This window comes from Nocardia puris, from assembly GCF_036051655.1.
In the GTDB taxonomy this organism is placed as follows: domain Bacteria; phylum Actinomycetota; class Actinomycetes; order Mycobacteriales; family Mycobacteriaceae; genus Nocardia; species Nocardia puris.
The window spans coordinates 2,257,003-2,281,668 of the sequence record NZ_CP107943.1 but is presented as its reverse complement, the minus strand read 5'-3'; the positions used below and the strand labels follow the sequence as shown (position 1 = coordinate 2,281,668).

General features: G+C 70.3%; 22 protein-coding genes. 9 read left to right on the top strand and 13 right to left on the bottom strand.

The genetic code is table 11. The features are described from left to right. Positions 1-60: 60 nt before the first annotated feature. Genes OHB21_RS10200 through OHB21_RS10180 form a run of 5 tightly spaced genes read right to left on the bottom strand, consistent with a single transcriptional unit; the run spans position 61 to position 7,708 of the window. Positions 61-1,221 carry an acyl-CoA dehydrogenase family protein gene (locus OHB21_RS10200; RefSeq protein WP_067511840.1) on the bottom strand — a complete coding sequence of 387 codons (1,161 nt, stop codon included), beginning with the start codon at positions 1,219-1,221 and terminating at the stop codon, positions 61-63. A 4-nt stretch (positions 1,222-1,225) separates the two neighbouring features. Then, positions 1,226-3,232 (bottom strand): ATP-binding protein, encoded by a 2,007-nt coding sequence (locus OHB21_RS10195; RefSeq protein WP_195124574.1) that lies wholly within the window; start codon positions 3,230-3,232, stop codon positions 1,226-1,228. Between the two features lie 8 nt (positions 3,233-3,240). After that, positions 3,241-4,839: an acyl-CoA carboxylase subunit beta gene (locus OHB21_RS10190; protein ID WP_195124573.1), complete on the bottom strand. Its 1,599-nt coding sequence runs from the start codon at positions 4,837-4,839 to the stop codon at positions 3,241-3,243. Beyond that, positions 4,836-5,996 (bottom strand): acyl-CoA dehydrogenase family protein, encoded by a 1,161-nt coding sequence (locus OHB21_RS10185; RefSeq protein ID WP_195124572.1) that lies wholly within the window; start codon positions 5,994-5,996, stop codon positions 4,836-4,838. Before OHB21_RS10185 ends, OHB21_RS10190 begins: the two co-directional genes overlap by 4 nt. Further along, the gene (locus OHB21_RS10180; protein WP_195124571.1) at positions 5,993-7,708 is read right to left on the bottom strand and encodes an acyclic terpene utilization AtuA family protein; all 1,716 of its coding nucleotides are present in this window, start codon (positions 7,706-7,708) and stop codon (positions 5,993-5,995) included. Before OHB21_RS10180 ends, OHB21_RS10185 begins: the two co-directional genes overlap by 4 nt. 148 nt (positions 7,709-7,856) lie before the next feature. Here OHB21_RS10180 and OHB21_RS10175 point away from each other — a divergent pair, with 148 nt between their 5' ends. Then, positions 7,857-8,015 carry a hypothetical protein gene (locus OHB21_RS10175; RefSeq protein WP_170160795.1) on the top strand — a complete coding sequence of 53 codons (159 nt, stop codon included), beginning with the start codon at positions 7,857-7,859 and terminating at the stop codon, positions 8,013-8,015. Between the two features lies 1 nt (position 8,016). Here the strand turns inward: OHB21_RS10175 and OHB21_RS10170 are convergent, their stop codons facing one another. The 6 genes from OHB21_RS10170 to thiO form a co-directional block, all read right to left on the bottom strand. Next, a complete protein-coding gene (locus OHB21_RS10170; RefSeq protein ID WP_067511913.1) occupies positions 8,017-8,778 on the bottom strand; it encodes an adenylate/guanylate cyclase domain-containing protein in 762 nt (253 codons plus the stop codon). 504 nt (positions 8,779-9,282) lie between these two features. Next, the gene (locus OHB21_RS10165) at positions 9,283-10,083 is read right to left on the bottom strand and encodes an ABC transporter permease (protein ID WP_195124570.1); all 801 of its coding nucleotides are present in this window, start codon (positions 10,081-10,083) and stop codon (positions 9,283-9,285) included. Then, on the bottom strand, positions 10,083-11,042 hold the full coding sequence (locus OHB21_RS10160) for an ABC transporter ATP-binding protein (RefSeq protein ID WP_067511915.1): 960 nt from the start codon (positions 11,040-11,042) through the stop codon (positions 10,083-10,085). Before OHB21_RS10160 ends, OHB21_RS10165 begins: the two co-directional genes overlap by 1 nt. 112 nt (positions 11,043-11,154) lie before the next feature. Continuing rightward, complete coding sequence (gene thiG, locus OHB21_RS10155; RefSeq protein ID WP_067511853.1) at positions 11,155-11,922, bottom strand: thiazole synthase; 768 nt, start codon at positions 11,920-11,922, stop codon at positions 11,155-11,157. Next, positions 11,919-12,137, bottom strand: a complete 219-nt coding sequence (gene thiS, locus OHB21_RS10150; RefSeq protein ID WP_067511855.1) for a sulfur carrier protein ThiS — start codon at positions 12,135-12,137, stop codon at positions 11,919-11,921. Before thiS ends, thiG begins: the two co-directional genes overlap by 4 nt. Next, positions 12,134-13,231, bottom strand: coding sequence for a glycine oxidase ThiO (gene thiO / locus OHB21_RS10145; RefSeq protein WP_067511857.1), 1,098 nt, complete (start codon positions 13,229-13,231; stop codon positions 12,134-12,136). Before thiO ends, thiS begins: the two co-directional genes overlap by 4 nt. A 53-nt stretch (positions 13,232-13,284) precedes the next feature. Here thiO and thiE point away from each other — a divergent pair, with 53 nt between their 5' ends. After that, entirely contained in the window at positions 13,285-13,983 is a 699-nt protein-coding gene (gene thiE, locus OHB21_RS10140) for a thiamine phosphate synthase (RefSeq protein WP_067511859.1), read from the top strand. 377 nt (positions 13,984-14,360) lie between these two features. On the opposite strand, the gene OHB21_RS10135 is transcribed toward thiE, so the two are convergent. Then, positions 14,361-15,059, bottom strand: a complete 699-nt coding sequence (locus OHB21_RS10135; RefSeq protein ID WP_067511861.1) for an NUDIX hydrolase — start codon at positions 15,057-15,059, stop codon at positions 14,361-14,363. A gap of 176 nt (positions 15,060-15,235) precedes the next feature. On the opposite strand from OHB21_RS10135, the gene OHB21_RS10130 reads away from it, so the two are divergent. The 7 genes from OHB21_RS10130 (at position 15,236) to OHB21_RS10100 (ending at position 23,221) form a co-directional block, all read left to right on the top strand. Further along, positions 15,236-16,612, top strand: a complete 1,377-nt coding sequence (locus OHB21_RS10130) for a hypothetical protein (protein ID WP_195124569.1) — start codon at positions 15,236-15,238, stop codon at positions 16,610-16,612. Continuing rightward, a complete protein-coding gene (locus OHB21_RS10125) occupies positions 16,609-17,586 on the top strand; it encodes a glutamate ABC transporter substrate-binding protein (protein WP_195124568.1) in 978 nt (325 codons plus the stop codon). Before OHB21_RS10130 ends, OHB21_RS10125 begins: the two co-directional genes overlap by 4 nt. A gap of 6 nt (positions 17,587-17,592) precedes the next feature. Next, on the top strand, positions 17,593-20,010 hold the full coding sequence (locus OHB21_RS10120; protein WP_228788975.1) for a serine/threonine-protein kinase PknG: 2,418 nt from the start codon (positions 17,593-17,595) through the stop codon (positions 20,008-20,010). Between the two features lie 94 nt (positions 20,011-20,104). Continuing rightward, the gene (locus tag OHB21_RS10115; protein ID WP_067511865.1) at positions 20,105-20,620 is read left to right on the top strand and encodes a toxin-antitoxin system HicB family antitoxin; all 516 of its coding nucleotides are present in this window, start codon (positions 20,105-20,107) and stop codon (positions 20,618-20,620) included. Between the two features lie 79 nt (positions 20,621-20,699). Next, positions 20,700-21,557: a DUF4097 family beta strand repeat-containing protein gene (locus OHB21_RS10110; protein WP_067511867.1), complete on the top strand. Its 858-nt coding sequence runs from the start codon at positions 20,700-20,702 to the stop codon at positions 21,555-21,557. A gap of 105 nt (positions 21,558-21,662) precedes the next feature. After that, positions 21,663-22,463, top strand: a complete 801-nt coding sequence (locus tag OHB21_RS10105; protein ID WP_195124567.1) for an ABC transporter ATP-binding protein — start codon at positions 21,663-21,665, stop codon at positions 22,461-22,463. Beyond that, positions 22,460-23,221, top strand: a complete 762-nt coding sequence (locus OHB21_RS10100; RefSeq protein ID WP_195124566.1) for an ABC transporter permease — start codon at positions 22,460-22,462, stop codon at positions 23,219-23,221. Before OHB21_RS10105 ends, OHB21_RS10100 begins: the two co-directional genes overlap by 4 nt. 205 nt (positions 23,222-23,426) lie before the next feature. Here OHB21_RS10100 and OHB21_RS10095 read toward each other — a convergent pair whose 3' ends face one another. Then, on the bottom strand, positions 23,427-24,635 hold the full coding sequence (locus OHB21_RS10095) for an acetate kinase (protein ID WP_195124565.1): 1,209 nt from the start codon (positions 24,633-24,635) through the stop codon (positions 23,427-23,429). Positions 24,636-24,666: the final 31 nt, after the last annotated feature.

Genomic DNA, 24,666 nt, shown 5'->3' with positions numbered 1-24,666 from the left:
GGTGAGCTCCTGTCGGATGATCGGCATCCGTGCGACCGCCGCCGCACGGATGCCGTTGTGTCAGTAGGACTTCGGCAGGCCGAGGGAGAACTGGGCCACGAAGTTCAGCACCATCTCCCGGCTCACCGGCGCGATGCGGCCGATGCGGGACGCCGACAGCATCGCGGCCAGCCCGTAGTCGGCGGTGAGGCCTGCGCCGCCGTGGGTCTGGATGGCCTGGTCGAGCGCCTTGATACTGGCCTCGGCCGCCGCGTATTTCGCCATGTTCGCGGCCTCGGCCGCGCCCATCTCGTCGCCCGCGTCGTAGAGGGTCGCGGCCTTCTGCATCATCAGCTTGGCCAGCTCGGTCTCCACCTTCACCTGCGCGAGGGGATGCGAAATGCCTTGGTGCGCACCGATCGGCGTCTTCCACACGGTGCGTTCCTTGGCGTATTCGACGGCCCGGTCGATGGCGTAGCGGGCCAGGCCGACGGCCATCGCCGCGCCCATGATCCGCTCCGGGTTGAGCCCGGCGAACAACTGCATGAGCGCCGCGTCCTCCTTGCCGACCAGCGCCGTGGACGGCAGCCGGACGTCGTCGAGGAACAGGCTGTACTGGTGGTCGGGCTCGATGATGTCCATCTCCTGCGCCACCTTGGTGAAACCGGGGGCGTCGGTGGGCACGATGAACAGCGCGGGCTTGAGCTTGCCGGTCTTGTGATCCTCGGTGCGCGAGACGATCAGCACCGCCTCGGCCTGGTCCACGCCGGAGATGAAGATCTTGCGGCCGTTGAGGATCCAGTCGTCACCGTCACGGCGGGCGGTGGTGGTGATCTGGTGCGAGTTGGACCCGGCGTCGGGCTCGGTGATGCCGAAGACCATCTTCGCCGACCCGTCGGCGAGCTTGGGCAGCCACTCCCGCTTCTGCTCGTCGGTGCCGAACTTGGTGATGATGGTGCCGCAGATGGCCGGCGACACGACCATGAGCAGCAGGCCCGCGCCCTGCGCGGACAGCTCCTCCAGCACCAGCGACAGCTCGTACATGCCCGCGCCGCCGCCACCGTACTCCTCGGGGAGGTTCACGCCGAGGAAGCCGAGTTCGCCCGCCTCGTCCCACAATTCGGTTAGCGGCTCGTTCTTGCGCGCCTTGGGCAGCACGTAGTCGCGGTAGGTGTACTTGGCGGCCAGCGCGGCCACCGCCGCGCGCAACTGCTTGCGCTCGTCGGACTCGATGAAACTCATGTCCCTACTGCTCCTGGTTCTCGTTGGCCGCGTCGTCCGGTTCGACGACGGCGAGGACGGCCCCTATGTCGACCTGGTGGCCGACGGTCACGTTGAGCGCGCTGAGCACGCCGTCGGTGGGCGCGGCGATGGTGTGCTCCATCTTCATCGCCTCCAGCCACAGGATCGGCTGGCCCGCCGTCACGCGGTCGCCCTCCTGCGCGCCGAGCCGGATCACGCTGCCGGGCATGGGCGCCAGCAGCGAACCGGTCGCGAGCTGCGCCGACGGATCGCTGAACCGCGGCAGCCTGCGCACCGACACCGGGCCGAGCGGCGAATCCACGCACACCAGATCGTCGTAGCGGGCGACGGTGAACGCGCGCCGCACGGGCCCGCGCTCGCCCGGCACCGCCAGCACCACCCGGTCCGGGCCGAGCTCGAGCAGTGCCAGCCCCTCGTGCCCGTCCACGGTGACGCCGGAACGCGTGAACCGGTAACCGATCTCGTGCACGCCGCTGGCGCGGCTCTCGTAGGACTTGCGCTGCGACTGCGAGGGCAGGTTGCGCCATCCGCTCGGCAGGCCTGCGCCGACGCGCGCCTTCACCCGGTTCGCCGCGGCATCGGCCAGCGCCGCCGCGACGATCGACAACTTCTCGTCGCCCTCGGAGACCAGTGGCTCGGAAAGCGCTGCCAGCCCGTGGGTTTCGATGAAGGCGGTGTCGGTGTCACCCGCCAGGAACGCCGGGTGCGTCAGCACCCGCACCAGCAGGTCGCGGTTGGTGACCAGTCCGTGGATGCGCGCCCGCCGCAACGCCGACGCCAGCAGCCGGGCCGCCTCGGTGCGGGTCTCGGCGTAGGAGATGACCTTCGACAGCATCGGGTCGTAGTGCACGCCGACGACCGAACCGTCCACCACACCGGTGTCCAGGCGCACGCCCGCGCGGTCGATCAGATCGAATTCGGCGGCGACCGAGGGGATCTCGAGCCGATGCACGGTGCCGCTCTGCGGCTGCCAGTCGTGCGCGGGGTCCTCGGCGTAGAGGCGCACCTCGATCGAATGCCCGCGCAGGGCGGGCGGTTCGGCGGGCAGCGCCGCGCCGTTCGCGACATCCAGTTGCAGGCGAACGAGATCCAGACCGGTGGTGAGCTCGGTGACCGGATGTTCCACCTGGAGACGGGTGTTCATCTCCAGGAAGAAGAACTCGCCCTGCTCGTCGGCCAGGAACTCGACCGTGCCCGCGCCGGTGTACCCGATCGCACCGGCGGCCAGCTTGGCGGCCTCGAAAAGCCTTGCGCGCATGCCGTCCACACGTTCCACGAGCGGAGAAGGCGCCTCCTCCACCACCTTCTGATGCCGCCGCTGAATCGAGCACTCGCGCTCGCCGACCGCCCAGATGGTGCCGTGCGTATCGGCCATGACCTGCACTTCGATGTGCCGGCCGGTCTCCAGATAGCGCTCGCAGAACACGGTCGGATCGCCGAATGCCGACTCCGCCTCGCGGCGCGCGGCTTCGATCTGCGGTTCCAGATCGGCCAGCTCGCGCACCACGCGCATCCCGCGCCCGCCGCCACCGGCCGACGCCTTGATGAGCACCGGCAGGTGCGCCGCGGTGACCTCGGCCGGGTCGAGTTCTGCCAGCACCGGCACACCGGCGGCGTCCATCATCTTCTTGGACGCGACCTTGGAACCCATCTGCTCGATCGCCTCGACCGGCGGACCGATCCACACCAGCCCGGCCGCCTGCACGGCGCGCGCGAATTCGGCGTTCTCGGAAAGGAATCCGTAGCCGGGGTGGATGGCGTCGGCGCCCGCCGAGAGCGCGGCCTCGATGATCAGCTCACCGCGCAGGTAGGTTTCGGCCGGGGTGTTGCCCGGCAGCCGCACGGCGGCGTCGGCCTCGGCGACGTGGGGCGAGGCGGCGTCCGCGTCGGAGTACACGGCGACGGTGCCCAGTCCGGACCGGCGGCACGTCGCGAACACGCGCCGCGCGATCTCACCGCGATTGGCGACCAGAACGTTCGAGATCTCCATGCTGGGCCTCACATCCGGAAGACGCCGAAGCCCTCGGCGCCCTTGATCGGGGAGTTGTGGATGGCCGAGAGCGCCATCCCCAACACCGTGCGGGTGTCGCGCGGGTCGATCACGCCGTCGTCGTAGAGGCGGCCCGACATGAACATCGGCAGCGACTCGGCCTCGATCTGCGCCTCGATCATCGCGCGCATCCCGGCGTCGGCCTCCTCGTTGAACGGCACGCCCTTCGCCTCGGAGGCGGCCCGGCTCACGATGGAGATGACGCCGGCCAGCTGCGCGCCGCCCATGACGGCGGATTTCGCACTGGGCCAAGCGAACACGAAGCGCGGATCGTAGGCGCGCCCGCACATGCCGTAGTGGCCCGCGCCGTAGGAGGCGCCCATCAGCAGCGAGATGTGCGGCACCTTCGAATTCGACACCGCGTTGATCATCATCGCGCCGTGCTTGATGATGCCCTTCTGCTCGAACTCCTTGCCGACCATGTAGCCGGTGGTGTTGTGCAGGAACAACAGCGGCGTGTTCGACTGGTTGGCCAGCTGGATGAACTGCGCCGCCTTCTGCGCCTCCTCGGAGAACAGCACGCCGCGCGCGTTGGCCAGGATGCCGACCGGATAGCCGTGCAGCTCCGCCCATCCCGTCACCAGGCTGGAGCCGTAGAGCGGTTTGAACTCGTCGAAATCGGAGCCGTCCACCACGCGCGCGATCACCTCGCGCGGATCGAACGGGATCTTCAGATCCGAGGGCACGATGCCGAGCAGTTCTTCCTGGTCGTACAGCGGCTCGATCACCTCGGCGCGCGGCGCGGGACCCTGTTTGCGCCAGTTGAGCCGCTTGACGATCGAGCGTCCGATGCGAATCGCGTCGTGCTCGTCGGCGGCCAGGTAGTCGGCCAGACCCGAAGTGCGGGCATGCATTTCGGCGCCGCCCAGGGATTCGTCGTCGGACTCTTCACCGGTCGCCATCTTCACCAGCGGCGGACCGCCGAGGAACACCTTGGAGCGCTCCTTGATCATGACCGTGTAATCGGACATGCCGGGCACGTACGCGCCGCCCGCCGTGGAGTTGCCGAACACCAGCGCGATCGTCGGGATGCCCATCGCCGACAGCTTCGTCAGATCGCGGAACATGCGCCCGCCGGGGACGAAAACCTCTTTCTGCGTGGGCAAGTCGGCTCCACCGGATTCGACCAGGCCGATCACCGGCAACCGGTTCTCCATGGCGATGTCGTTCATGCGCAGGTTCTTGCGCAGCGTCCACGGATTCGAGGTGCCGCCGCGCACCGTGGGATCGGGCGCGACGATCATGCATTCGACGCCCTCCACGATGCCGATGCCCGCGATCACGCTGGCGCCCACGTGGAAATCGCTGCCCCACGCGGCCAGCGGGCACAGCTCCAGGAACGGCGAGTCCTCGTCGATGAGCAGTTCGATGCGCTCGCGCGCGGTCAGCTTGCCGCGCTTGCGATGTCGCGCCATCTTCTCCGGACCGCCGCCGCCCACGTTCTTCTCGAACTCGGCCTCGATCTCGGCGAGCTTGGTGTTCATCGCCTCGGCCGCCGCACCGTATTCGGGCGAGCCGCTGTCGAGCGTGCTGCGCAGTGTGGTCATGACTGGTACCCCAATCGCTTCGCGGCCAGGCCGGTGAGGATCTCGGTGGTGCCGCCGCCGATCCCGATGATGCGGATGTCGCGGTACTGGCGCTCGACTTCGGACTCGCTCATGTACCCGAGCCCGCCGAACAGCTGCACGGCCTGGTTGGCCACCCATTCGCCCGCCTCGACGGCGGTGTTCTTGGCGAAGCACACCTCGGCGATCAGATCGGTCTCGCCCTCGGCCGCGCGCCGCGCGACCTCGCGGGTGTAGACGCGGGCCACGTCGATGCGCCGCGCCATCTCGGTCACCGTGTTCTGCACGGACTGGCGGCTGATCAGCGGGCGCCCGAAGGTCTCGCGGTCGCGCACCCAGTCCAGGGTGAGGTCCAGGCAGCGCTGGGCCTGCGAGTACGCCTGCACCGCCAGCCCGACGCGCTCGCTGACGAAGGCGGCCGCGATCTGGTAGAAGCCCGTATTCTCTTGTCCCACCAGGTTTTCCACCGGCACCCGCACGTCCACGTAGGACAGTTCGGCGGTGTCGGAGCAGCGCCAGCCCATCTTGTCCAGCTTGCGGCTGACGGTGAAGCCGGGCGTGCCCTTCTCCACCACCAGCAGCGAGATGCCCGAGGAGCCGGGCCCGCCGGTGCGCACGGCGGTCACCACGTAGTCGGCGCGCACGCCGGAGGTGATGTAGGTCTTGGCGCCGTTGACGATGTAGTGGTCGCCCTCGCGGCGCGCGGTGGTGGTGAGGTGGCCCACGTCGGAGCCGCCGCCCGGTTCGGTGATGGCCAGCGACCCGATCTTCTCGCCCACGAGGGTGGGACGCACGAAGCGCTCGATCAGGTCTTCGTTGCCGGAGGCGATGATGTGCGGCACCGCGATCCCGCAGGTGAACAGCGAGGCGAACAGGCCGCCCGAACCGCCCGCCTCGTGCAGTTCCTCGCACACGATCATGGCGTCGATGCCGTCGCCACCCGCGCCGCCCACCGATTCGGGGAACTGGATGCCGAGCAGGCCCAGTGCGCCCGCCTTCTTGTGGAGCTCGCGCGGCAGTTCGCCCTCGCGCTCCCAGTCGGCGAGGTAGGGCAGCACTTCGCGTTCGGCGAAACCGCGGACGGTGGCGCGCAATTCGCGCCGCTCCGGGGTGTTCCACGGACTGACGGCAGTGGTCATGAGAGCAACTCCACGGGGATGTCGAGGTGGCGGGAGCGCAGCCATTCGCCGAGCCCCTTGGCCTGCGGATCGAAGCGGGCCTGGTAGGCCACGCCCTGGCCGAGCAGGCCGGAAACGAGGAAGTTCACCGCGCGCAGATTGGGCAGCACGTGGCGGGTGACGGTGAGCGCGGCCGTCTCGGGCAGCAGCTCCTGGAGTCGGTCCACGGTGAGTTCGTGCACCAGCCAGCGCCATTGGTCGTCGGTGCGGACCCACACGCCGATATTGGCGTCGCCGCCCTTGTCGCCGCTGCGCGCCAGCGCGAGGGTGCCCAGCGGCACGCGGCGGGTTTCCCCGGCGGGCAACGGCTCCGGCAGATCGGGAGGCGGAACCTCTTCCAGCGCTGCGGTTTCCGATGCCTGCGCAACGGCGATTCGAGATCCGTCGGGCAGCACCGCCGTGTGCGGCACCTCGGCGGCGTCCACGAAGCCGGGGCTGAACACGCCGTACGGAGAACCGTTGCCCGGCAAGGTCGTGAAGCTGCACCCCGGGTAGCTGGCCAGGGCCAGTTCCACCGCGACGCTGGAGAACGCGCGCCCCACCTTGTTCGGATCGGGATCGCGGACCACGCAGCGCAGCAGGGCGCTGGCTTGTTCCTCGGTCTCGGCGTCCGGGCGGTCCAGGCGCGCCAGCGTCCACTCCAGCTCGGCCGGGCGGACGGGCAGCCAGGACTCCAGCTGTCGTTGCGCCAGTGCGGCTTTGGCCTCGATGTCGAGTCCGGTGAGCACGAACTCCATCTCGTTGCGGAAGCCGCCGAGGGTGTTGAGCGAGACCTTCAGCGTCGGCGGCGGCGCCTCGCCCCGCACCCCGCTGATGCGCACGCGGTCGGGCGCCTCCTGGGTGAGGCGGATGGTGTCCAGGCGGGCGGTGACGTCGGGCCCCGCGTAGCGCGGGCCCTGGATCTCGTACATGAGCTGGGCCTCGACCGTGTCGACGGTGACGGCGCCGCCGGTGCCCTCGTGCTTGGTGATGACGCTGGACCCGTCGCGGCGGATCTCGGCGATCGGGAAGCCGGGCCTGCCCAGCTCGGGCAGTTCGGTGAAGAAGGCGAAGTTGCCGCCGGTGGCCTGGGTGCTGCACTCGATCACGTGGCCCGCCACCACCGCACCGGCCAGGCTGTCGTACTCGGTTCGGCCCCAGCCGAAGTGGGCGGCGGCCGGGCCCACGATCACCGAGGCGTCGGTGACGCGGCCGGTGACCACGATGTCGGCGCCGGCGTTCAGGCACTCGACGATGCCCCACGCGCCCAGGTAGGCGTTCGCGGTGAGCGGCGCGCCGAGCCCGAGTTCGCCTGCGCGCGAGAGCAGATCGTCACCCTCGACGTGGGCGACCTTGGCGTCCAGTCCGAGGTCGGCGGCGACCTCGCGCAGCCGTTCGGCGAGACCGGCCGGATTCAGCCCGCCGGCGTTCGCGACGATCTGCACGTTGCGTTCCAGCGCGAGTCCGAGACAGTCCTCGATCTGCTTGACGAAGGTCTTCGCGTAGCCGAGGCTCGGGTCCTTCATCCGGTCGCGCCCGAGGATCAGCATGGTCAGCTCGGCGAGGTAGTCGCCGGTGAGCACGTCGAGTTCCCCGCCCTCGAGCATCTCGCGCATCGCGGAGAGCCGGTCCCCGTAGAAGCCGGAACAGTTGCCGATCCTGATCAGGTCCGGATCGGCGCCCAATCTACCCATCTGCCGGGTGCCTCCTGTGCGGTGGACATCACGTTCCGACCCAGGATCACACGCGGGCAAGAAAAAATCAAGCGCGCGTGCTTGTTAAATATCCGCGCAGGTCAGGCCCGGTAAATCCCCGGCATCCGGGGCACGGCAGAATGGGTGTATGTCGACCGACGTGACCATGATCGTGCTGCTCGCCCTCGCCGGATTCCTGCTGGGCGGTGCGTATTCGATGTGGAAGACGGCGCGCCCGGTCGCGATCGGCCTCGCCTCCTGCGGGCTGCTGGCCGTCGCCGGCGCGCTCGTGTGGGGCCTGTCGTAGCTCAGGCCTTCGTGAGCCGGAAGATACGCAGGTCTTCCGGGACGCCGCTGAGCGGGGCGGCGAAGAAACTGCGCCGGTAGGGCTTCACCGAGACGCCCAGCTCCTCGAGGGTTTCCGGGGGCAGCGCGCGCAGGGTGGCGTCGGAGATCATGGTGTTGCCGTTGCCGCCCGCCTCCATGACGCGGGCCGCCACCGTCACGTCCACGCCCAGCCAGTCGCCGCCGATCTCGCGGGGCGACCCGGTGTGCAGGCCGACGCGCATCTTGGGGCGGTAGCCGCGCACGTTCACCTCGGCGAGATTCTCCTTGGCCTGCAGGGCGGCGCGCACCGCGCGCTCGGCCGACGGGAACACCGCCATCACGCCGTCGCCCATCCGCTTGACCACCTGGCCGCGGCGTTCGATCGGCGGCTCGATGGCCTTGGCCACCTCGCGCAACAGCTCGAGGGTCACCTCGTCACCGGCGGACAGCGACCAGCTGGAGAAGGCCACCAGATCGGTGAACATGATGGTTACTTCCTGGCTACCTTTTCCGCGGCCGACTCGCTCCAGCATCGCCTGCCACACCTGCAGCGCGCCGAAACCGATCTCGCGGGCCGCGCTGGGGGTGTCGCCGACCAGCTTGTCGGCGGCCCGCGCGACGGCGCGCGCGCCACCCGGCCCGGACACCGACAGCGGATCGCCGAAGGAAGGGTCGCCCGGCAGCTGTTCGCGCGCCTTGCGCAGCACCCCGATGAAGTCGGGCCGCTGGTTGGCGGCGTTCATCAGCGCCGAGAACTGCTCTTTGCGGAAAACCCGTCCGGGTCCGCGCGTTTCGCTCGCCTCGTCCGCGGGCACCAAGGGAATCACCACCTCGGGCGCCGCGCCCCCGTTGTCCTCCGGCCGCGGTCCCGATTCGGGACCGCCGGAAGGTGTATCGCTCACGCCCCGAGCGTATCTCAGCGGTCGGGCGGTCGGCTGATTACTCATGATCGCCACTGTGCACCCCTCGATCGGACGGAGCGGCCGCCTCTTTGGGCCCGCCGATGGATAGCGCATTGGTTGCTGCCAGTGATGCTACCGTCCGGAAGCTCTCACGCCGTGGTGTCCTGCGTCACAGACACCAACCGGCCCGGTGCGGAAGGGGGATTGTTCTTCACGCACCGGGCCGGTGGTCGGCACCTCCGCCGGGCAGTGGCGGGGCGGTGCCTCGGGGTCGCGGACCTCCCGACAAGGTCGCTTCCCTGGTACCCGAGTGGCGAGGGAGGGCAACTCGGGTAGATCTTCGGGTCAGGCGTCGCGCTTGTTCACCACGTAGAGCGCGGCGCCGAAGATCACGGCGACGAAGGCCGCGAAGTAGAACAGGGCGGGCCACGGGCCCCAGTGCCAGGGCAGATCGGGGTTCTCCAAGCCGAGGAACCGGTTGGCGTTCTGGAAGGGCAGGAACACCTGGATCTCCCGGCCCCACCGGCCGAACGCGCCGATGATCGGCTCGATCAGCACCGGCCACACGATCAGCAGCGACAGCGCGCCCGCCGACTGGCGTACCAGCGCACCCACCGCGACGGCCAGGAACACCGCCAGCGCGATGAAGATCGGCACGCCGTAGAACACCGTGAGGTCACCGTCGGTGAGGCTGAGCCTGCCGCCCACCTCCGCGTCGGTCACCGCCCGCAGGATGAGGAAGCTCAGGAAGGTCAGGATCGCCGAGAGCACCGCGGCGCCCACCGCGATCATGCCCGCCTTGGTGACCAGCACCGACGCGCGGTGCGGGACGGCGAGGAAGGTGGCGCGGATGGTGCCGAAGCGGTACTCGCTCGTCACCGCCAGCGCGGCCAGGATCATGATCAGGATGTAGCCGAAGCCGGGCATGCCCGCCGCGCCGGTGATGCCGAGGCCCGCCAGCGCGTTCTCCGCGTACGGCGCCTCCGGGAAATCCTGCGGATTCTCCTTGTAGGCGTTCATCGACACGTTGAGCAGCAGGGCGAACAACGCGGTGATGCCGAGGGAGAACACGATGGCCAGCGCCGTGCACCACCACGGCGACCTGGTCGAGGTCAGTTTGATACGTTCCGCCGCCAAGACGCCCATCAGAGCGCACCTCCCATCGCCACGGCCGCCGCCGGGTCGTCCATGCCTTCACCGTGGTACTGCACCGCGCCGCCGGTCATCCGCATGAACGCCTCCTCCAGCGAGGCGCGCTGCGGGGAGAGCTCGAACAGGGTGATGTCGTTGGCCGCGGCCAGTTTGCCGACGGCGTCGCTGGGGACGTTGGCCACCAGCAGCGCGGGGCCCTCGGCGCCCGCGCCGTCCTCGCGCACGGTCATGCCGTTGGAGGTGAGCAAGCTGCGCAGCTGGTCCAGTTGCGGGCTGCGCACCCGCACCGACTGTTCGGAGGCCTTCTCGATGAACTCGGTGGTGGTGGAGTCGGAGATCAGCTGACCGCGCCCGATCACCACCAGGTGTTCGGCGGTCTGCGCCATCTCCGAGAGCAGGTGGCTCGACACCAGCACCGTGCGGCCCTCGGCCGCCAGACGCTGCATGAACCGGCGGATCCACAGGATGCCCTCGGGGTCGAGGCCGTTGACCGGCTCGTCGAAGAGCAGCACCTTCGGATCGCCGAGCAGCGCGCCGGCCAGGCCGAGGCGCTGGGACATGCCGAGCGAGAACCCGCCCGCGTTGCGTCCCGCCACCTCGGACAGGCCCACCAGCCGCAGCACCTCGTCCACGCGGGACTTGGGGATGCCGTTGGAGGCGGCCATCCACTGCAGGTGGGCGCGCGCCGAGCGGTTGGGATGCACCCACTTGGCGTCCAGCAGCGAGCCGACCGTCCGCAGCGGATGGTCCAGCTCGTGATACTGCTTGCCCTCGATCAAGGCGGTGCCCGCGGTGGGCTTGTCCAGCCCGAGGATCATCCGCATCGTCGTCGACTTACCCGCGCCGTTCGGTCCCAGGAAGCCCGTCACCTGTCCGGGGCGAACGGTGAAGGTCAGATCCTGAACCGCGGCGGTCCGGCCATAATGCTTGGTCAGGCCCCTCAGTTCGATCATGGCGTCCAGCATTCCGCAAATTCCCGGCGTTCGCGTCACTACTAGGTGTCGTTTTCGGTCATCCTCGAGGATGACTTCCCCCGCCGGGGTCCTCCGGAAGTACCCCTCGGGGTCACCTGGCGGGCGAGGAGGCCTGCGCCCAGAAACGCTTGGGGATGCGGCCCGCGCGCCGCGCCAGCAGGCCGGCGCGCACGGCGTCGGCCATGGCGGCCGCCATCAGGGCGGGCTCCTTGGCCCGGGTGACGGCGGTGGCCAGCAGCACGGCCGCGCATCCGAGTTCCATGGCCAGGGCCGCGTCGCTGGCGGTGCCGATGCCCGCGTCCAGGATCACCGGCACCCGCGCGCCCGACACGATCATCTCGATATTGTGCGGATTGCCGATGCCCAAGCCGGTGCCGATGGGCGCGCCCAGCGGCATGACGGCCGCGCATCCGGCCTCCTCTAGCCGGCGCGCCAGGATCGGATCGTCGTTGGTGTACGGCAGCACCACGAAGCCCTCGTCGACCAATTGTTCGGCGGCGCTGAGCAATTCGACCGGATCGGGCAGCAGGGTGCGCTCGTCGGCGACGACCTCGAGCTTCACCCAGTTGGTGTCGAGGGCCTCGGCCGCCAGCTGCGCGGTGAGCACCGCCTCGGCGGCCGTGCGACAGCCCGCGGTGTTGGGCAGCGGCGTGATGTCGAGCCGTTTGAGCAGGTCCAGCACGCCCGTGCCGCCCGCGGCGTCGATGCGGCGCATGGCGACGGTGGTGAGTTCGGTGCCCGAGGCGACCAGCGCCTCCTCCAGCACCGACAGGCTCTCCGCGCCGCCGGTGCCCATGATGAGCCGGGAGCCGAATTCCCGGTCGGCGATGCGCAGCGGCTCGAGTTCGGTGGCCGTCATCCGCCCTGCACCGCGGTGAGCACCTCGATGGTCCAGCCACGCCCGACCGGCTCGTCCCAACGCGACTTCGGGAACACCGCGCCGTCCACGGCCAGCGCGACGCCCTGGCAGGGCAGCTCGAGGCGGGCCAGCAGTTCTCGCACGGTGAGCGGTTCGGCGAACTCGTGGTCGGCGCCGTTGACGGTGACGCCGATGGGGATGGATGTCGCGGTCATCGAACTCCTCCTGCGATGGATGGGGACGACGCGGCCGGCGTCGCCGATAAGCGTTGCGGGAGCGCGTCGCGCGCCTCGGGCAGCGTTTCGCCGTCCAGCAGCGCCAGCACCGCGTCGGCGGTGAGCGGCGTGGTGAGCATGCCGTTGCGGCCGTGGCCGGTGGCGGCGATCACGCGCTCGGAGAGCGGGCCGATCAGCGGCAGGTTGTCGGGGCTGCCCGGCCTGGAACCCGCCGCGGCCTCCGCCAATTCGTACTCGCCGATGCCGGGCAGCACGGCCTCGGCGTCGGCGATCAGGTCGCGCACGCCGGCCACGGTGACGGCGGTGTCGAAGCCCGCTTCGTATTGCGTTGCGCCGACGACGATTCCGTCGCCGCGCGGCACCAGGTACACCGGCCTGCCATGCACCCTGGCGCGGATCACCCGGCGCGGCGCCGGCGCCGCGCCCGGCCGGTGCCGCAGGCGCAGGATCTCGCCCTTGACCGGACGCACCGGCAGGTCCGGCCACAGCCGCGCCGAGGCGGCGCCCGCCGCGAGCACCACCCGGTCGTGGGGCAGATCCGCGAGCGCGGTGACCCGCTCGGCGCGGATCTCGACGCCGGCGGCCGCGCAGGCCGCTTTCAGCGCCTCCAGTAACCGGCGGTTATCGACGGCCGGTTCGGCGGGGGCGAGCAGCCCGGCGCGGACGGTGCGGGCCAAGGCGGGTTCGAGCGCGCGAACGCCCGCGCGGTCCAGCAACCGCATGTCGTGACCGCGTTCGCCCACCCACTCGGCGACGGTGCGCAGATCGGCGGCGTCGGCACCGTCCAGCGCGACGGTGAGGGTCTCGTCGGCGACGACGACCTCGAGGCCCGTCACCTCGGCCAGACGCGCGGCGAACCCGGGCCAGCGCGCCAGCGACGCGGCGCCGAAGGCGAGGACGCGGTCCTCCCCCGGCCAGCCCTCCGAGAGGGGGGCGAGCATACCGCCGGCAACCCAGGAGGCGCCGGAGCCGGTGGCCGGGTCGAACAGCGTCACCCGCCGGCCCGCCTCGGCCGCCCGCCACGCCACCGCCATACCGATGGCGCCGCCACCGACGACGGCGACAGTGCGCATGTCAACCAACCTCCTGTTTCGCTCCCCACGGTAGCGCGGCTACCGTCGAAGGCGTGCAACCCTCCCACCACAACCGGCCGCTGCCACCGCGGGATCGCCTGGCCACCGCGCGGCTGTACCTGTGCACCGACGCCAGGCGTGACAAAGGCGATCTGGCCAAGTTCGCCGAGGCGGCGTTCGCGGGCGGGGTGGACATCATCCAGCTGCGGGACAAGGGCTCGCCGGGCGAGGCCAAGTTCGGCCCGCTGGAGGCCAAGGCCGAGCTGGGCGCGCTGGCCGAACTGAAGGCGGCCGCGCGCAGGCACGGCGGGCTGGTCGCGGTGAACGACCGCGCCGATATCGCGCTCGCCGCCGGCGCCGACGTGCTGCACCTGGGCCAGGGTGACCTGCCGCCCTGGTACGCGCGCCGCATCCTCGGCCCCGACGTGGTGATCGGCCGCTCCACCCACAGCCGCGCGCAAGCCGGCCTCGCCGCCATCGACGAGCACATCGACTACTTCTGCACCGGCCCCGTCTGGTCCACCCCCACCAAACCCGGCCGTCAGGCCGCCGGCCTGGACCTGGTGCGCTCCACCGCAGACTCCCACCCAACCCGCCCCTGGTTCGCCATCGGCGGCATCGATCACGAACGCGTCCGGGACGTGCTGGCCGCGGGGGCGGAACGGATCGTCGTGGTGCGCGCGATCACCGAAGCGCGCGACCCGGAAGCCGCGGCCCGGGAGTTGAAGACGGCCCTGCTTGCCAAGGGGTGAGACGCTCCGGCGGCTGCCTTCGATCCGGATGTGACGGCGCGGCGCATCGAGTCGCACGTCTCCCGGCCGACACGAACGGGGGTGACGCGGTATCCGGAGCCGCCGCCCACGGTGACGCGCGGGCGGTCGAGTGAGTGCTGACGGTGCGGGCGGGCACGCCGGATCGCCGCCGATACCTGTGTGCCCACCCCGTTTTCGTGCGGTCCATGCGCGACCGGACGACGAACGCGACCCGACTCACGAGTCCGCCGAGTCCGGCCAACGCGATCGCGGCTGGGTGTGCGCCAACTCGTGGCCGTATTCGCGGGCGGAGACGCAGCGGTCGGGATACCCGGCGGCGCGGGGCGTGCCGGACATCCCGGTGCGGGATCGCGACGCTACTGCGACAACGAAGCCAGGACCTGTCGCATCGTGAGCGAGAGCACCGGCTCGAATTCCTTACCGGCCGAGGGTGTTTCCACCGACACACCCTCCTCGTCGGTGATTCTGGCGTACCCACCCGGCCCGTCCCGCACCGTGTGGAGCCAGACGAAGCCCTGGTCGGCGAGGTCGAGGGTGCGCGGGAGGGCGGCGGCGACGGTGTGGGCGTCGGTGAGGCCCGCGAGGCAGGCGCGGGCGGGGGCGGCGCGCAGGGCGGGCCAGGCCTCGGCGAAGGCGGGGTGCAGGGGGCGGGTGGCGACCTCGTCCTCGGGGACCCAGGCCAGTTCGGTGCTCTCCCGGTTGCGGCTGGTGGGCAGGGTGGCGACGGCGTCGGCCACGACGGTCGTGTAGGTCCAGCCGCCGGTGACCCCGGCCGTCACGCGCTCGCCGCGCACCCGGACGTCGGTGGGCTGGATGCCCGCTTCCTCCCAGGCCTCCCGGACGGCGGCGTGCAGTGCGGTCTCGTGACTGTCGCGCGCGCCGCCGGGCAGCGCCCAGGTGCCGCCCTGATGACTCCACGGGGCCCGGTGCTGGAGCAGCACCGCCGAACCACCACCGGCCAGTGGCGCACGCAGCAACAATCCGGCAGCGCCGAAGCGGCCCCAGTGCTTGGTCCCGCCCGGACCGAGCGACCAACCGTCGCCGTCACCACGCATCGCCCACCGTCCTCACTCGCACCGCCCACCCCGGCAGGTCCCCGCGCGGGGTTCCGGGGCGGGCAGATCTCACATCCGCCGGTCCGCGGGGGGTGTTTCACACGCCGCTAGCCCGGTAGGACCACAATAAACTCCGACGCAGGCGCACAGGTGGGGCGCGGACCCGGAGGTGGACATTGGCTCGGACCGAGCAGTTGGCGACCGCTCGGCCACCGTCGGCCGTCGCCGACCAGGTGCGCAAGCATCTCGGCGGCCCCGCCACGGCCGCCGTGCGCGCCCAGCTCGACCCGGCCGATCTGCGGTCCTTCGCCGGTTCCTCCCCCGGCCGCTTGATTGCCATGAGTTTGCTCTTACTGCTGCTCTGCCTGGCGGCGGGCGCGGTCACCTCCTCGACGGTGAACCATCGCCAGGACGCGCTGCACACCCTGCTGGCCGACACCGAACCCGACGCGCACTCCGCGCACCGCCTCTACACCTCGCTGTCGATCGCCGACGCCGCCGCCAGCACCGCCTTCATCGCGGGCGGGGTGGAACCGCAGGAGGTGCGCGACCGCTACACCCAGGCGATCGGCGAGGCGTCTGCCGAACTCGTCGCGCAGACCGCGCACACGGCCGGCTACGACGAGAGCGGCCCCGACGCCCAGCTGCGCACCGGCATCGCGACCGGCCTGCCCGTATACACCGGCCTGGTCGAGACGGCGCGCACGAACAACCGGATCGGCTACCCGGTCGGCGCTGCGTACCTGAGCGAGGCGTCGCACCAGATGCAGACGACGCTGCTGCCGATGGCCGAGGAACTGCACGACCACCGCACCGAGGCCGTGCACGCCGCCCAGCGCGCGCACGTGCGCCCGCCGTGGACCGCCATCGCGCTGCTGATCGCGGCGCTCGCCGCGCTGGTGTGGGTGCAGACCCAGCTGGCCAAACGGTGGCGGCGTACCTTCAACGCCGGATTGTTGCTGGCCTCCGGCGCGGTGCTGATCCTGTTGGCGTGGACGGTGATCGCCGGGTCGGTGTCGGCGGCGGCGATGATCAGCGGCCGCGACGAGGGCGCCGTGCCCGTCTCCCGTCTCACCGAGAGCCGCATCCTGACCCAGCAGGCGCGCGCCGCCGAGACGCTGAAACTGGTGCGCCGCGACGCCACCGGCGACTACGACCGCGTCTACGACACCAGCGTCACCCGGCTCGCCGAACTCCTCGACGGCCATCCCGCCGGCGCGCCCGCCGCCGAGGATCTGGCCAATGCCCGTGGGGCGCTGGACCGGTGGCGCGAATCGCACGCCCGCATGAACGAGGCGCTGGCGCGCGGCGATTTCACGGGCGCGGCGGCGGTGGCGACCGGACCGGGCGCGGCCCAGTCCACCGCGCACGTGCACGCGCTCGACCTGTCGCTGGACAACGGCATCGAGGAGACGCGAAACGCGTTGCGCGGCGACATCTCCCGGGCCGTGCAGGTGCTGGACTTCCTCTCGCCGGGCGCGTTCGTCCTCGGTGTGCTCGCGGCCGCCGCCGTGGTGCTCGGCCTGTGGCCGCGACTGCGGGAGTACCGATGAGCGCCGCGCGCGGCCTGCTGGCCGCCGCCTCCGCCCTCGCGCTGCTGCTCACCGGGTGCGCCGACACCCGCGACACCGCCCACACCGAGAAGATCGCCACCTACACCGACCCGCCGCTGCCGGCGCAGGCGACACAGCTGCCCAGCGACGCGCCCCCGCCGCCGGAGACCGGCGAGGACTGCGGCGACCCGACCGCGAGCCTGCGCCCGACCGGTGGTCGCGGCGCGCGCGGCCCCAGCCTGGACGCCATCCGCGCCAGGGGCCGGCTGCTGGTGGGCCTGGACGCGGGCAGCAATCTGTTCAGCTTCCGCGACCCGATCAGCGGCGCCATCGTGGGTTTCGACGCCGATATCGCCCGCGAGGTCGCGCGGGATCTGCTGGGCAGCCCGGATCTGGTGGAGTTCCGCAGCCTCGGTTCGGCCGACCGCGAGCAGGCTTTGCAGGACCGCACCGTCGACATCGTCGCCAAGACCATGACGATCACCTGCGAGCGGCGCACCAAGGTCGCCTTCTCGACGGTGTACCTGCGCGCGGGCCAGCGCGTGCTGACCATGAAGAACTCCGGGATCGACGGCATCGCCGATCTGGCGGGCAAGCGGGTGTGCGTGGTCAGCGGCACCACCTCGCTGGACCGCATCCGCCGCGAACAGCCCGCCGCGACCGTGCTGACCGTGCCCACCTGGGCGGACTGCCTGGTGGTGCTGCAACAGCGCCAGGTGGACGCGGTGAGCACCGACGACTCCATCCTGGCCGGGCTGGCCGCGCAGGACCCCTACACCGAGGTGGTCGGCGAGGCTATCAGCGTCGAGCCGTACGGCATCGGCATCACCAAGGGCAACGACGATCTGGTGCGTTTCGTCAACGCCACGCTGGACCGGCTGCGCCGCGACGGCACCTGGACGACGATCTACAACCGGTGGCTCACCTCACTCGGCCCGAACCCCGGCCCGCCCGCACCCACGTACGAGGACTGACGGCCGATGACCATGCGATACCAGCCCTTTCCGCGACCGGAGGACCGGGACGCGCGCGGATCGGAGCCGCCGGAAGAAGCGCCGGCGACGGTGCGGTGGTCCGAGCCCGTCGGCGACCCGCATGCGACGCAGTTGAATCCGGCGTCGGCGCGAACCGGTGACGACGATCCGCACACCGAACCGATCCCGTCGACCGGCGCCGAGGAGCAACCCGGCACGGCCGCCGCGGATTTCGGCCCCGGCACCCAGCGCTCCGAACCGGATTCCGGTGCCGCGATGCGCACTTCGGGCCGCAGCGTGCGCACGGCCCGTTCCCGGCCGTCGGTGCGCAGGCTCGGCGGCGGACTGGTGCCGATCCCCACCGTGCCGCCCGCCGACCCGCGCGCGGCGGTGCTCACCGACCCGGTGGTGTCGGAGGGCAAGCGATTCTGCTGGCGCTGCGGCAATCCCGTGGGCCGCGCCACCGCCGTGCGCCCGGCGACAACGGTTGGCGTGTGCGAAACCTGCGAAGCCCCTTACGATTTCCGCCCGTCACTGCATCCGGGCGAAATGGTCTCGGGTCAGTACGAGATCCAAGGGTGCCTGGCACACGGCGGTCTGGGCTGGATCTACCTGGCGATCGACCGGAACGTGAGCGACCGGTGGGTGGTACTCAAGGGCCTGCTGCACGCGGGCGACGCCGAGGCACAGGCCGTCGCGGTGGCCGAACGCCAATTCCTCGCCGAGGTGGCGCATCCCAGCATCGTGAAGATCCACAACTTCGTGGAACACCCCGGCACCGACGGCGAACCGGTCGGCTACATCGTGATGGAGTACGTGGGCGGGCGTTCGCTGCGCGCGCTGCTCGACGCCCACCCGCGCCCGGAGCGGATGCCGGTGGCCGAGGCCATCGCCTACGTGCTCGAGATCCTGCCCGCGCTGGACTACCTGCACTCCATCGGGCTCACCTACAACGACCTCAAACCCGATAACGTGATGATCACCGAGGACCAGGTCAAACTCATCGACCTGGGCGCGGTGGCCACCATCGAGGCGTACGGAAACCTGTACGGCACCAGGGGTTTCCAGGCACCCGAGATCGCGAAGACCGGGCCGACGGTCGCCTCCGACATCTACACCGTCGGCCGCACGCTCGCGGTGCTCACGCTGGACCTGCCGATGGAGCACGGCCGCTACCGCGACGGCATCCCCGACCCGGCTGACCATCCGGTGCTCGCGCGCTACGAGTTCTTCCACCGGCTGCTGCTCAGCGCCACCGATCCCGACCCGGCCCGCCGCTTCCCCTCGGCCCGCGCCATGGCCGCGCAGCTCTCCGGCGTGCTGCGCGAAATCCTCGCACTGGACACCGGTTCCGAACATCCCCAGCTGTCCACGGTGTTCAGTCCCCAGCGCGCCAGCTTCGGCACCGAGGAACTGATCAGCCAGACCGACGCCTACGCCGACGGCGTCGGGCGCAGCCCGCTGCTCAATGCCGCCGATATCGCCGCGGCACTGCCGATTCCATTGATCGACCCGTCCGATCCGGCCGCTCCGCTGCTGGCCGCCGTAGTGCACCCCGAACCCGAACAGGCGCTCGAAGCGCTGCGCGAAGCGCGCGACCGCGCCGAGACCGATTCCGAGAACACCCCGGAGACAGCGGAACTGGAGTTCACGCTCGCCGAGGCGCGGGTCCGGCTGGACATGGGCGAATCGGCGGCCGTGCTGTACCTGCTCTCCCGGCTGCCGCACTACGACTGGCGGGTCGACTGGTTCACCGGCCTCGCGGAGCTGCGCGAACAGAACTACGAGCGCGCCTACGACGCCTTCGACGCGGTGCTGCAGGTGCTGCCCGGTGAGATCGCCCCCAAACTCGCCCTGGCCGCCACGGCGGAACTCGTTCTGCAGCACTGGGATTCCGAGGACCGGGAGCAGTGGCGCAGCTACGCCGAGAAGTTCTACGCCACCGTCTGGCGCACCGACCGGGCCGTGGTGAGCGCCGCGTTCGGCCTCGCCCGCCAGCTCGCGGCCGACGGGCGCGTCCCCGACGCCGTCGCGGCGCTCGACGAAGTCCCGCCCACCTCACGGCATTTCACGACCGCCCGCATGACGGCGGTCCTGCTGCTGCTCACCGCCGCCCCGGTCGCCGAACTCGACGAGGCGACCCTGCACTTGGCGGCCGCCCGCGTCCAAACCCTCCCGCCCGGCGAGAACCGCGTCCTCCAGATGCGCGTGCTCGTCCTCGGCGCGGCCCTCGCCTGGCTCCAATCCGGCCACCAACCGAAACGCCCCAACGCCACCCTCTTCGGCGCCCCTTTCGCCGAACGCGACCTGCGCGACGGCACCGAAACGGGTCTGCGCGCCCTGGCCCGCGGCGCTCCGGGGCGCACCCACCGCTACGCGCTCGTGGACCTGGCGAACGCGATTCGCGCGAAGACCTGGTTCTGACCCGACGACGCGGGACCCGACCGACCCGCGTCTCACCCACTCTGAGCCACATACACCCTTGCATCTGAGCCAAAATGATGCCAGACTGGCTCACATGGATCTCAGGCCCTATCTCGACAGCATCCGGTACGAGTTGGCCATTGCCGCGCAAGCCGCCGGCGATGAAGCCCATGAACTGGCCGAACGGCTCACGTCGACCCTTCATTCGGCCACCCGGCTGGCCCTGCTCAACGCATTGTCGGACGCGGCAGACGAGATCACCCGGGACCTCGCGCCGGGGTCGGTCGAAGTGCGGTTACGCGGCGTCGATCCCACCTTCGTCGTGACACCGCCCCCCACGGAGCCACCGGAGAGTGGCGCGGCGCCACCATTCGTGGCACCACCAGTAGCGCCAATCGATGACAGCGGTGGCACCTCCCGGATCAACGTCCGGCTCCCCGACCGACTCAAGCAGCGTGTGGAAGAGGCCGCGAGCCGGGAGGGCCTCTCGGTGAACGCCTGGCTGGTCCGCGCGGCCGCCGCCGCGCTGGAGCCGCGACCGGCCACCGCCACGGGCTGGGGCGTCCCCCCGACCTCCGGTGGCAACACCTTCAAGGGCTGGGCGCGCTGACGCGGCGCCTCGCCACCCTCTGCACCACCCACACCCCGACCGGGGTTTTCTCATCACACCACCAAGGAAGGGCACCGCCATGCCTGAATTCGACACCCCCGAACCCATTTCCGTCGTCGTGGACACCTACGTGGGCGACGTCAGAATCATCGCCGGAGACCGCGACACCACCGTGGTCGACGTGCGCCCGGTCAGCAAGGACCGCTTCGATGTCGAGGCCGCCGACCAGACCCGCGTGGACTACTCCGCCGGGCTGCTGCGGGTGCTCACGCCGCGACCGCCGGTATGGAAACAGGCGATCATCTTCGGCCGCAAGCACGGTTCGGTCGAGGTCGTGATCGAGGTGCCGAGCGGTTCACAGATTCAGGCCGACACGGATATGGGCAACATCCAGACCAGGGGCACGCTCGGCGAATGCCGGCTCGAGAGCGGGTTCGGCGACATCCAAGTCGACGCCGCCGACGCGCTGGAGCTGAACTCCGGGATGGGCAGCATCGTGGTGGAGCGCGCCCGCGGCATGCTGCGCGCGCACACCAGCTCCGGCGAGGTGCGTATCCGGCACATCGACGGCTCCGCCGAGATCGACAGCGCCAACGGCGCCGCCACCATCGACGAGGTCACCGGTGAGCTGCGGGTGAAGTCTGCCAACGGTGATATCACCGTCGGCACGGCGAAATCCGGTGTCACCGCCAAGACCGCCGCCGGCGCCATTCGCATCGGAGAGGTCACCCGGGGATTGGTCACGCTGGAGTCCGCCGCCGGTCGGCTGGACGTCGGCATCCGGCAAGGCACCGCCGTACTGCTCGATCTGCACACCAAGTTCGGCTCGGTGCGCAATGAACTCGACACCGCCGCGGGCCCGGAACCATCCGACGAGAAGGCCGAGGTGCGGGCGCGCACCTCCGCCGGCGACATCATCGTCCGCCGCTCGGCCTGACAACACCGCGGGTCGCGAGAGGGAAAAAGCAGTGTCCACCACCACAACTCACGCGCGCGAGCCGCTCTGGGACAAGATCATTCTCGACGAAGGCAGGACCGCCCGATGACAACACCACCTACTCCCGCGATCCGGGTACGGGGCCTGGAGAAATCCTACGGGGACCATCACGTGCTGCGCGGCGTGGACTTCGAGGTGGAGCGGGGCAGTGTCTTCGCTCTGCTCGGCTCCAACGGAGCGGGCAAGACCACGGTCGTGAAGATTCTGTCCACGCTGATGCGCGCCGACGCGGGCACCGCGCACGTCGGGGGCTTCGACGTCGCCGCGCAGCCCGCGCAGGCTCGCGGGGCCTTCAGCCTCACCGGGCAGTTCGCCGCGGTCGACGAGATCCTCAGCGGGCGAGAGAATCTCGTGCTGATCGCCCACTTGCGCCATCTCGACGACCCGGGCGCGATCGCCGACGACCTGCTCGAGCGGTTCTCGCTGACCGAGGCCGCCGCGCGCAAGGTCTCGACCTATTCGGGCGGTATGCGCCGCCGCCTCGACATCGCCATGAGCCTCGTCGGAAATCCGCCCGTCATCTTCCTGGACGAACCGACGACCGGCCTCGATCCGCAGGCGCGCGTCGAGGTCTGGACGACAATCACCGAGCTCACCGAGCGCGGCACCACGGTACTGCTGACCACGCAGTACCTGGAGGAGGCCGAGCAACTGGCAGACCGGATCGCGATCCTGCACGAAGGACGGATCGTGGTGAACGGCACCCTCGCCGAGCTCAAACGGCTGCTACCGCCCGCCGAGGTCGAATACGTCGAGAAGCAACCGACCCTCGAGGACATCTTCTTCGCCGTCGTCGGTGACGACAGCACCGCGGCGTCGGCGCACACGGGTAAGGAACAACGATGACCGCACACTTCGCCGGCGACACCACCTACCTGCTCGGCCGGTCGCTGCGCCACGTCACCCGCAGCATGGACACCATCATCACGACCGCGATCACGCCGATCGTCATGATGCTGCTGTTCGTCTACGTGTTCGGCGGCGCGATCGAGACGGGAACGGATTCGTACGTGCAGTATCTGCTGCCCGGAATCCTGCTCATCACGATCGCCTCGGGCATCTCCTACACCGCCTACCGGCTGTTCATGGATATGAAGAACGGCATCGTCGAGCGATTTCAGTCGATGCCGATCGCACGATCGTCGATCCTGTGGGCACACGTGCTGACCTCGTTGGTGGCCAACCTGATCTCCCTCGTGGTGGTCATACTCGTCGCCGTGCTCCTGGGCTTTCGTTCCAGCGCGAACATCACGGCGTGGCTGGCGGTCGGCGCCATCCTGCTGCTGTTCACCCTCGCGTTGACTTGGCTGGCCGTCATCCCGGGTCTCACCGCGAGCACCCCGGACGGCGCGGGTGCGTTCTCTTATCCGCTGGTCTTCCTGCCTTTCGTCAGCTCGGCTTTCGTCCCGACCGACACGATGCCGGGACCGGTTCGCGCCTTCGCCGAACATCAACCGGCGACGTCGATCGTCGATACGATCCGAAATCTGCTCACCGAGCAGCCCGTCGGCTCCGGGGTCTGGGTCGCTCTCGCCTGGTGCGTCGGCATCCTGGTGGTCGCGTACGCGGTCGCCATGACCACCTACCGCCGCAAGATCGCCTAGCATCCGAACGGCCGCGCACCCCGGCGCGCGGCCGTTCGGTCCTGCGTCCGCGAGCGGGGGCATGCCGCTGTCACGCCGGTTTCGCGCAGCCGCCGATATCCGCCGCCGCACTGCCATTCCACTGATGGACCCGTCCGATCCCCTGTCGGCCGCCGTCGTGCACCCGAGTGGGCACTCGAGCATCGCACGAGGCGAGGCCGCGAGCTCAACCCAGCTCCGCCACGACCCCCCGTGCGCCCCGCGCGATGGCGAGCTCTTCGTTGGTGGGAACCACCAACACCGCGACCGGGGCACCCGGTGGTGAAATACGCCGCGCGGCGCGGTCTCTGGCGGTGTTGAGAGCCGGGTCCACCTCGATGCCGAAGGCCGACAGATCGGCCAGGGCGTCGGCGCGGACCTGGGCGCTGTTCTCCCCGACGCCCGCGGTGAAGGTGATCGCGTCGACGCCGCCCAGCTCCACCAGATACGCGCCCAGGTAGCGGCGCAGGCGGTGGATGTAGACGTCGTAGGCCAGCTTCGCGGCGGCGTCGCCCTCGTCGATGAGCCGGGTGAGTTCGCGGAAATCGTTCACCCCGGACAGGCCCTTGAGTCCCGAATTGCGGTTCAGGAGTCGGTCGATCCGCTCGATGTCGTACTCGCCCGACCGCACCAAGTGCCCGATGATGCCCGGGTCGATGTCACCGCCGCGCGTGCCCATCACCAACCCCTCCAGCGGGGTGAGCCCCATGCTGGTGTCGATCGGCTTCGCGCCACGGATCGCCGACGCCGACGCGCCGTTGCCGAGGTGGAACACGATCTGCCGCAACGTCTCCGGGTCGCGCCCGAGCACTTCGGCGACCCGCCCCGACACGTACTCGTGCGAGGTGCCGTGGAACCCATAGCGCCGAATGCCGTGCGCGGCCGCCACTTTCGCGTCGATGGCGTAGGTGCGCGCGGCCTCGGGCAGTCCGTGGAAGAACGCCGTGTCGAACACCGCCACCTGCGGTACGCCGGGCAGCAGTTCCCGGGTGCTCTCGATGCCGGTGAGGTTGGCCGGATTGTGCAGGGGCGCGAGGTCGGACAGCTTCGCGATGGTGTCGACCACCTCGTCGGTGATCAGCGTCGGCCGGTAGAACACCTCGCCGCCGTGCACCACCCGATGCCCGACCGCGCAGACGTTCGCCTCGGCCAGATCCAGGCCGGTCTCGGCGAACATGTCGAAGGCCAACCGCAAGCCCGCCTTGTGATCCGGAATGGGCCCGGTGTGTTCGAGGGTGTCATGCCCCGCAACGCTGTGCTCGATCGCGCCGGTCGGCTCGCCGATCCGTTCCACCAGCCCGGACGCCGCGACCACCCCGGTGGCCGGATTCAGCAGCTGGTATTTGATCGAGGAGGAGCCGGAATTGATCACCAGCACGAGTTGGTCGTCGCTCATCAGGCCTCCTGCCGGTCGTTCTGCCCCTGCC